The sequence below is a fragment of the Salegentibacter profundi genome (assembly GCF_054121475.1).
Genome location: NZ_JBSYGG010000016.1, coordinates 57,881 through 67,361, shown reverse-complemented (window position 1 = coordinate 67,361; position 9,481 = coordinate 57,881). Strand labels below are relative to the sequence as shown.

General features: G+C 40.9%; 6 protein-coding genes. 1 reads left to right on the top strand and 5 read right to left on the bottom strand.

What is annotated here, in order from left to right:
• Positions 1–216 precede the first annotated feature (216 nt).
• The 5 genes from ACW6NC_RS15295 to ACW6NC_RS15275 all read right to left on the bottom strand — a co-directional run bounded on the left by ACW6NC_RS15295 (position 217) and on the right by ACW6NC_RS15275 (position 8,297).
• Positions 217–1,389 (bottom strand): efflux RND transporter periplasmic adaptor subunit, encoded by a 1,173-nt coding sequence (locus ACW6NC_RS15295; RefSeq protein WP_457867342.1) that lies wholly within the window; start codon positions 1,387–1,389, stop codon positions 217–219.
• A gap of 4 nt (positions 1,390–1,393) precedes the next feature.
• Positions 1,394–5,740, bottom strand: a complete 4,347-nt coding sequence (locus ACW6NC_RS15290; RefSeq protein ID WP_457867341.1) for a CusA/CzcA family heavy metal efflux RND transporter — start codon at positions 5,738–5,740, stop codon at positions 1,394–1,396.
• Positions 5,741–5,809: 69 nt separating this feature from the next.
• Positions 5,810–6,139: a DUF6660 family protein gene (locus ACW6NC_RS15285; RefSeq protein ID WP_457867339.1), complete on the bottom strand. Its 330-nt coding sequence runs from the start codon at positions 6,137–6,139 to the stop codon at positions 5,810–5,812.
• Between the two features lie 415 nt (positions 6,140–6,554).
• A complete protein-coding gene (locus ACW6NC_RS15280) occupies positions 6,555–7,445 on the bottom strand; it encodes a cation diffusion facilitator family transporter (protein WP_457867338.1) in 891 nt (296 codons plus the stop codon).
• A gap of 75 nt (positions 7,446–7,520) precedes the next feature.
• Positions 7,521–8,297 carry a hypothetical protein gene (locus ACW6NC_RS15275; RefSeq protein ID WP_457867336.1) on the bottom strand — a complete coding sequence of 259 codons (777 nt, stop codon included), beginning with the start codon at positions 8,295–8,297 and terminating at the stop codon, positions 7,521–7,523.
• Between the two features lie 238 nt (positions 8,298–8,535).
• Here ACW6NC_RS15275 and ACW6NC_RS15270 point away from each other — a divergent pair, with 238 nt between their 5' ends.
• The gene (locus ACW6NC_RS15270; RefSeq protein ID WP_457867334.1) at positions 8,536–9,381 is read left to right on the top strand and encodes a class I SAM-dependent methyltransferase; all 846 of its coding nucleotides are present in this window, start codon (positions 8,536–8,538) and stop codon (positions 9,379–9,381) included.
• Positions 9,382–9,481 lie beyond the last annotated feature (100 nt).

Genomic DNA, 9,481 nt, shown 5'->3' with positions numbered 1-9,481 from the left:
AGGAGTGAAAAATGTAGAATTCTTTCTATACAGATTAACCACAATCTTTGCTTAAACACAACTATTAGGCTTGATCCGGTACTACTCAGAATATTTAATACGCCAAAAAGGACAACTGCGCCGTAAACGAGCAAAACAACAAGTTGATAAATTTATTGATTAACAGATTCTCAATGGTATGATGTTCCAATAAATATTCGTTCAGGTTATTTAATTCTAATGGCTGTGTCCACCTTCGCCCTTCTGCATTTCAGCCATTAGATAGTAGGCATTATTATACGCAAATCCCGTGTTCTCTGGTAGATCTTTTAATAGCTTTACTTCAACCCATTCCCCTTCATCGGTTCCGATTATAACTTCTACAGGTCTAAAGCTCCATGCACCTCCTTCTTCTGCCGTAAAGGCATAAAATTTACCCCCTTCTCTTACTATAGCAGATTCGGGTAGTGCTGTGGTTCGTTGATTATCGACCGCAATTCGCCCTCTTACATACATTCCCGGCACGAGTTTTTCAGGCCTGTCGATAATTTCCGCATGTACATGGACTGCTTTAGGATCCTGTTCAAAGTTTTTGCTCACAGAAATGATTTCCGCCGTTAATTCAGTTCCGGGTAGTGATTCGATAGTGAAGAATACTTTCTGTCCTTTCTCTACTTTGGCCACATCTTTTTCAAATACCATAAGGTCCACATGAACATGTTTGGTATTAATGATATGAAACATTTCAGACTGCGCCTGTACAAACTGCCCGGTTTTTATGTTGACCGATTGAACAGCACCATCTATAGGGCTTCTCACCGGAATCCTTTGCTGAATATTACCATTGAGAATAGCTTCAGGGCTAATGTTTAATTGTTGCAGTTGAGCCTTTAGCCCTGCTACCTGTCCCCTGAGGTTTTCCAACTCTGCCTCGGCACGTTGAAAGATCTGCCCGGAACCCACTCCGGCTTCGTACAATTTCTTTTGCCTTTGGAATTCTTTTTCCTGATAATTCAGACTGTTCAAGGCGTTCATATACTGCGTTTGTACTTCGATGATCTCCGGATGTTCAATATATGCCAAAACATCTCCACGCTGAACTTCATCTCCTTCGATCACTCTTATTGACGATACGTTACCTCCAATAACAGGAGTAACTGTAGCTTCATTTTGGGGTGGGACCTCCAGCTCTCCATTTGCCTGTACATAACCACTCATTAACTTGGTTGTAAGGCTGTCAATCTTCATGTTAAGTACATCGAACTGCTGTTGTGACAGCATAGCTTCCTTGACTGCTTCTGTTTTAGCAGGTTTACCGGCTGCTTCGTTCTCTGTGACCTCTTTTCCATTATTTTCCCCGCAAGACAGTAAAAGGAGAAACGAGAGCATATATATAATTTGAAACTTCATCTTTTTAGTTTTTGTTTGTTAGGTAAAATTGTAGTTCTGCAAGGGCTATCTGGTAATTCTCAAAAGCCTCGAGCGCTTTAATTTCTGACTCCATTGCATTGTCTAAATTCTGAATAAAAGCCACATATTCAATGGCACCTTCATTAAAGGCAAGTAATGAACCCTCCCGTTGTTCCTTCAGTAATGGCAGGACTTCATCCTTGTAAAACAGCCAGGAAGATTTCCATCGCTTATAGTTTCTCAAGGCAATTTCATAATCAGATTTAATCTGGTCCTTCTGAAAACCGGCAGCTCTTTGTGCAATTTCCCGTTCAATTTTTGCCGCTTTAGCTTCCCCGTGTGCAGCTCCGGAAAGGATTGGGATAGATATTCCGGCCTGATAATTATAATAACCGGTTGCACCATTCACTTTTTGAAGCCCGTACTGAACACTGAAATCTGGAAGGAAATTAGCCTTTTCTGCCGCATAAGCAGCTTCTGCCACCGCAACCTTCTTTTCAGAAACTTCCAAAAGAGGATGATCCTCAGGTAGATCTCCGGTAAGGAAAATTTCATCCCTCCGAATATCTTGAAAATCATCAGGGACATCATAGACTTCCTCATCTCCCAACCAAAGATTCAGTTTTTGGACGGCTGTCAAATAATCCGTTTCGGCCTGTTGTAAATCAATTGATATTTGATTGATCTTATTTTTGGCTGTCAGCATTTCTAATCTCGAAATGGCCTCGACCTCGTACCTCAGACTAACTGCCTGTTCTAATTTTTGGTACAGGGAATCCAGTTCCTGAAATAACAGATACTGTTGTTTTGCTGAAAAGGCACGACTCCAGGCTATTTTCACCTCCTGTGCTACCTGAAGTTGAGACAGATTATAGGCTTCTTCGGCTAGCGCGATCCTTTTCTTGTAAAGCTTGGTTTTAGAAGGTATTCCTAATAAATCAATACCCTGCTGTTGAACGCCGATCGTGGTGTATATTCCACCGGAATCTCCAAGCTCTTCTCCTCCCGTAAATACTTCCGTTTCCCCAAGATCCCAGGCAGATCTTTTCACTGCCTGCTCCTGGTCAATTCTGGACTTCCCATTCTTCAGAAGTGGATAATTCCGGAGAGCCAAGGCTACTGCTTCCTCCTGAGTCACCTGCGGAGACAGTTCAGTTGTTTGAGCATTTAGACCAGAAGGTAAAAGGAACAGGATAAGAATTACCGCAAAAGATCCACCTATCGCTGGTTTAAATTTCATCCTGCCCGACTTTGACTCAACCCATTTATAGAGAATAGGCAAAATGAACAACGTGAGCAGGGTAGAGGTGATCAGCCCTCCAATAACTACAGTTGCCAAAGGCCGTTGCACTTCTGCACCCGCAGAGCTCGATATGGCCATTGGTAGGAACCCGAGCACATCAGTAAGAGCCGTCAACAAAATGGGACGGATTCTACTTCGTGTTCCAAGACTGATCCTTTCATTTAGATTTTTCACACCTTCTTCTTTTAATTCATTGAAGCTGCTTATAAGTACAAGACCATTTAAGACAGCTACTCCAAATAAAACAATGAAACCAACCCCGGCTGAAATGCTAAAGGGCATGTCTCGCAGCCATAAAGAAAATATTCCTCCAATAGCTGCAAGTGGAATGGCTATGTAGATTATGGTGGTTTGCTTAAAGGACTTTAGAGCAAAATAGATCAGGATAAAAATAAGGAGCAGGGCAATAGGAACTACAATTTGCAGTCTCTTACTTGCTCTTTCAAAATTTTCGAAAGCTCCGCCGTAACGAATGTAATAGCCGGGCGGTAGTTCAAACTCAGCATCCAGTTTGGTTTGTATATCTTCCACTACAGATTTTACATCACGATTCCTGATATTGACGCCCACGTAGGTACGGCGGTTGGTATTATCTCTGCTGATCTGCATCGGACCGGGCTGATAACTTATTTCAGCCACTTCTTTTAGCGGTATTTGGTTTCCTGAAGGCAGGGTAACATAAAGATTTCTGATATTTTCGATACTCGTTCTTTCTTCTTCCTGTAATCGCACTACCAGGTCAAATCGCTTTTCTCCTTCAAAAATAACTCCCGCTTCCCCGCCTGCAAAAGCCGATTGGATAAGGGAATTCAACTTCTTGATCTGTAAACCGTATTGCGCAGTTTTATTTCTATTATAGTTTACGGTGATTTGCGGTAATCCAGCTGTAGCTTCCACCTTCATATCGGCAACCCCTTCAACAGTAGAAATAATACTGCCCATCTCCTGCGCCTTACTTGCCAAAACCTGTAAATCCTCACCATAAAGTTTAACTGCAACATCTTCTCTTACCCCGGTAAGAAGTTCATTAAACCTCATTTCGACGGGTTGCGTGAATTCATAACTCACTCCGGGAATAATGCCGATGGTTTCTTTGATCTTGGTAATAAGTTCATCTTTTGAATCGGCAGAGGTCCACTCTTCTTTATCCTTTAAAATAATAAAGCTGTCTCCAATGTCCATAGGCATAGGATCTGTTGGTACGTCAGAAACACCGAAACGGGTGACTACTTGTTCTATTTCCGGATAAGCTTCCAGGAGAAGCTGTTCTATTCTTGTGGAGGTCGCGATTCCTTCGTCAAGAGAACTTCCCGGTTTTAGAATGATATGAAAAGCTATGTCTCCTTCGTCAAGCTGCGGAATAAATTCCCCTCCCATTTTGGTAAACATAAAGGCTGCCAAAGCGAATAAAGCTATAGCGGAGCCGAGTACAATTTTTCCTCTTTTTAAGGATTTGTTTAATAGGGGCTCATATTTATTCTGAACCCAACCTACAAATTTATCACCATAGGATCTTTTCCGCTTTTTACTTTCCTTGAGAAAGAGAGCAGAGATCATAGGAACGTATGTCAAGCACAAGATCATTGCACCCAGCATGGCGAATATAAAGGTAAGTGCCATTGGCTTGAACATTTTTCCTTCAACACCTTCCAGGGCAAGGATGGGAAGAAAAACGATGAGAATAATAAGCTGTCCGAAAAAGGCAGAATTCATCATCTTTTTAGCCGAAGAGGAGGCTATGTTATTTCTCTCGGTTTTGTTTAATTCGCTTCTTTTCTTCATGCGCTGATGAATAGTAAAAACAGTACTTTCAACAATGATCACTGCTCCGTCGACTATGATCCCAAAATCTATTGCTCCGAGACTCATCAGGTTTGCCCAGACGTCGAAAAGGTTCATGAAAATAAAAGCAAATAAGAGGGAGAGAGGAATTGTTGAGGCGACTATTAATCCTCCTCGCCAGTTCCCCAGGAGAATCACCAGAACAAAGATCACGATCAGTCCCCCTTCGAGCAGGTTTTTTGTAATTGTGGAAGTGGTGTCACTAATAAGTTCACTTCTATCCAAAAATGGCTGTATGGAGATTCCTTCGGGAAGGGATTTCTGAATCTGCTCGATCCTGTCTTTTACATTATCAATTACTTCATTGGAATTGGCTCCTTTCAGCATCATCACCATTCCTCCAACGGCTTCTCCCTGTCCGTTTTTTGTCAGCGCACCATAACGCACGGCACTACCTATACGGACATCAGCAACGTCTGCAATTGTTATAGGTACGCCGCCGGAAGTAGTGACAACAATTTTTTCCAGATCTTCGACACTTCTGGCAAGTCCCTCACCACGAATGAAGTTGGCCTGATGGTTCTTTTCGATGTAAGCCCCACCTGTATTTTGATTATTACTTTCAAGGGCGGTAAAAACATCAGAAATGGAAAGTCCAATAGCTTTTAATTCATCGGGGTCTACAGCAACTTCATATTGCTTTATCATTCCGCCAACACCGTTGACTTCTACAACTCCCGACACCATAGCCATTTGTCGTCGTACAATCCAATCCTGAATTGTTCTCAGCTCAGTAGTGGAGTACTCGTCCGTGAATTCCTCTTCTACTTCGAGAGTGTATTGATAAATTTCCCCCAGACCGGTAGAAATAGGTCCCATGGAAGGTTGTCCAAATCCTTCGGGGATTTCATCTTTTACAGCATTCAGTTTTTCACCTACTAACTGCCTGGGGAGATAAGTACCCATGTCGTCTTCAAAGACAATAGTTACTACGGAAAGTCCGAACCTGGAAACTGAGCGAATCTCTGTTACACCTGGTAGATTACTCATTGCAATTTCTACAGGGTAAGTAACGAACTGCTCGATGTCTTCAGTTCCTAAATTGGGTGCTTGGGTGATCACCTGGACCTGATTGTTGGTGATATCCGGTTGGGCATCTACCGGGACTTGAAAAACGCTCCAGATCCCTGCACCAATTAATACCACTGTTAATAGACCAATAATAAATTTATTATTGATCGAAAAGTCAATGATCTTATTAATCATATATGATAATTAAATTCAGTTTGTAAAAAAATTCTGGCCTGGGCCAATGACAACAGGATATAAGTATCCTTAACTGAATTTAATACGGGGAGGTTGAAAGAGAGAAAATGCGATTTCCCTGCCTGTACTTTCTCCAAACAAAGGTGTCAAAAAGGGTGTTTGTGGCTCAAAAACTTCGAAGGTACTTGTGTTGAGGTTCACCATATGAATGTGACAGCAGTGACATGCGCAAAAAGGAGGACAGTCATCAGAAGTTCCATGCTGGTCCCCTTGCTGATCCTGGTTTATTTCCAAACTAACGGAGATCGTATCCTGACTTTCGGATACGGCAATGTCATCGCAGGGAACAAAATTTAAACCCAGGAAATAAATAGATAGTATGACCGCGAAAAATTTCACTGTGCAAATGTAACAAAAGAGCTAAGGGATAGGAATTAATATTCTTTAAAATGTTAGAATGGTCTGAAAAAATGCTTTTACCTACCTGTCGTGCACCTCTAATTATTAAGGGTTTTCTCTCGGTATTTTTTTTCCTCTAGATAACCACTTATATGTATATCGAAATTCATTTTTTGTAATAAAATAAGGGTAAATATATGATTGTTTTGTTATAAAATAAGTCGAATTGTTGTCAACCTATTTCAGGACAGGGCATGGGATAAATTTTAGGATCAGTTTCAAAATTAGGCTTTTTCAATGATAATACTTTTCATTCCTCTTTTTCTTTCACAAACATGGAAATAGGAAGAAAAGGACCGGATAGATCCAGGAGAATTACGATAGAATCCCATAACCTTATGCTTACAGAATATTTTCAACGCCTATTGGGCTTGTCCAGGTCACAAGATTCGCTGTCCAGTTCGGTTTCTATGGTGTAATGTTCAAAAGCATAATCTTTAAGAATCTTTTTAACCTGTTTTTTAACCTCCAAAATCTCTGAAAATTTACTGATTTCCCGCAGTTTAAGGTGAGCTGTAAATACATGGTGTTCTCCTTCCAGGGACCAGATATGGGTATGGTGCAGCGAAGCTACTTTTTCTACCTTAAGGATTTTACTTTCAATTTCCTTCAGATTCAGGTCTTTTGGAACTCCCTGGAGAAAGATGAACAAGGTTTCTTTGAGACGTTTAAAAACATTCCATAGAATATAAAGAGTGATAATCAGGGATAATGCAGGGTCCAGATATAGGATTTCCTTAAAAATCAATATTATAGCAATGACCAGGACTGCAAACCACCCTAATACATCCTCAAGTAAATGCCATGACACTACTTTTTCGTTGAGCGTTTTTCCACTGCTTAATTTGTAGGCCGCATAACCGTTAACACTGACTCCGATCAAGGCAAAGATAATCATTCCTGTAGCATCGGAAGATTCAGGATTAATCAGCCTTCCCACGGCCTCAGAGATTACGTAGATAGAACCTATTATTAAAACTAGGCTATTTATGAGAGCTCCCAAAAGTGAAAATCGGCGGTACCCAAATGAAAATTTTGAATTGGATTTTTCTTTGCTTTTTTTGTCAAGGTACCATGCTGACCCTAGAGAAAGACTGTCTCCTAAATCGTGTACGGCATCCGACATTATTGCCACACTGTTAACATACCAGCCCCCGAAAAATTCCAAAATGGTAAAACCTAGATTCAGGAAAAATGCCAGCTTTAGATTTTTTCCGGAGGTATTATGCGAATGATCGTGCCCCATATTCCTATTTTGCTCCGGGAAAGATACTAAGAAAATTTCAGGTCCAAAATGAGGAAGTAGAATTCATAAATGTCTTTAATTCTGAGTCTTTGTGGTTACCTGTGGACCGATCCCACTTATTTCCTGGTCATAGACCCAAATTTCTGTCTGTACCCCATTAATGAGTTCCATCCAGTCCTTGGTAAATTGATCATAACTATCCTTACCGTGTTGTGCTTCAAATTTTTCTTTCCATTTATGGTCTTCTCCAAGGCTTGCGAAATCATCAAAGAAATATACCATAGACAGATCACGTCCATCTTTTGTAGCGGCAAATTCATTCACATAGATTCCTAAAGGTGTTTCAGGATATTGATTTTTAAAGACGGCCGATATTTTCTCCATGTGCTTCATCACAGAATCATAGGTTCCGGCTTTAAAATCATAAATGGTGACGTCTAATTTGGACATTTCAAAATTCTGTGGGAAATGGGAGTTTTTAGCATCAAAACGCCAGTAATTAACATCCTGTTCGTCCTTCATGTAAGGGACTACGTTCTCATACCAGTCCTTATCATGGGTCTCCCGGTCATACATAGGTTCATCAAGGGCACTCCATGGCATGGGCCCTAAAACTGCCATCATTTTTTCGGCATTTTTGCCGTTGAGAACCTGAAATATTCTCACTCCCATATGGCCTTCCGCATGATATTGAGTATTATGCTCTTTTAATCCTTCTTTGAATTGGAAGAAGTCTCCAGGTTCCGGAGCGATCATCATTGTGACAATAATTAAGGGTTCCTGAGTCTGTTGTTGGTTTTGGGAGATGCAAAGAAAAGGAAAGAGCATCATCCAGATAAAAAGAGGTTTCATAAGCTTTATTTTTAATTTATTAATATACTGAGTGAAGCCTGGGGCAGAGTAGCTCCTATTTATCCGGGAGGAATTACCTCATTAATATACAAAAAATATATCTGATTATCAGCATTTTGTATATTTATTGGTAGTTGTTGAAGCTTCAGTATAAGCCATAAAGTAATCCGCCTGAGATTTAATAGTGGGGATATTATGCCCGCTAAAAATTACTAAATTGCCCCCTTAATTAACCTCCATGAGTCATCCTAATCCAAATAGTGATAAGAACAAGGTCCATTACGAGGAAAAGTATGCAAATTATTCCATTGGGAATATCCTGCACTGGATTAACAACCTGGATGCTTTCCTTGACTCGGCAACCTCTACAGAAATCAGTTGGTTTGCCATGTATCAAAAAGGTTATAGAAATAAACTGAAAGGGAAAAAGGTTGTGGAGATGGGTTGTGGGGATTGTGTAAACGCCGCTGTAATGGCTGCCATGGGTGCGGAGGTTTGGGCTAATGATATCGCCTCTTCCAGTGGAAGGATTGTAGCCCTGCTCAATGAAAACTATAAATTTGAGTATCCCATAAAGTTTGTAGAGGGAAACTTTCTTACCAATGAACTCCCGGCAGGAAATTTTGATTTTGTAAATGGTAAAGCATTTTTGCATCACCTGGAACTTCCTCTGGAAGCGGAATTTATTAGGGAAACTGCTCGACTCCTTAAGCCCGATGGTGAAGCCAGGTTCTTCGAACCTGCAGTGAACAGCCCTCTCTTAGATGAGCTGCGATGGCATATCCCGGTGAAGACCAGGCCTTCAAAATTCAATAGAGCTGCATTTGCCAAGTGGAAAGCTAACGATCCACATCCTGACCGCAGTTTTAGCTCGGCTCATTTCGAAGAAGTTGGCCGCAAATTCTTTCATGAGGTAGAGATTATTCCCGTGGGCACCCTAGAACGCTTCAGTCGATTTCTTAAGTGGGGTGAACCACGTAACAGGTTCAAACGATGGGCATTGCGATCGGAAGCTAGACTGCCCGGGCTTGTAAATAAACTTTTAACCAGAAGTCAATTGATTATTTACCGAAAACCTAGATAAGTCCTTGGTAATTAGAACGAGATTGCAGGAATGGAATTCCTTTTAGGAGTCGAAAAAAGCCATTTTTATCCATTGAAGTCTTTCTCTATCCTGAGCTTAA

Excerpts from the sequence above, each read along its gene's own strand:
- ACW6NC_RS15295 (WP_457867342.1), bottom strand. The coding sequence starts at position 1,389 with ATGAAGTTTCAAATTATATATATGCTCTCGTTTCTCCTTTTACTGTCT.
- ACW6NC_RS15290 (WP_457867341.1), bottom strand. The coding sequence starts at position 5,740 with ATGATTAATAAGATCATTGACTTTTCGATCAATAATAAATTTATTATT.
- ACW6NC_RS15280 (WP_457867338.1), bottom strand. The coding sequence starts at position 7,445 with ATGGGGCACGATCATTCGCATAATACCTCCGGAAAAAATCTAAAGCTG.
- ACW6NC_RS15275 (WP_457867336.1), bottom strand. The coding sequence starts at position 8,297 with ATGAAACCTCTTTTTATCTGGATGATGCTCTTTCCTTTTCTTTGCATC.
- ACW6NC_RS15270 (WP_457867334.1), top strand. The coding sequence starts at position 8,536 with ATGAGTCATCCTAATCCAAATAGTGATAAGAACAAGGTCCATTACGAG.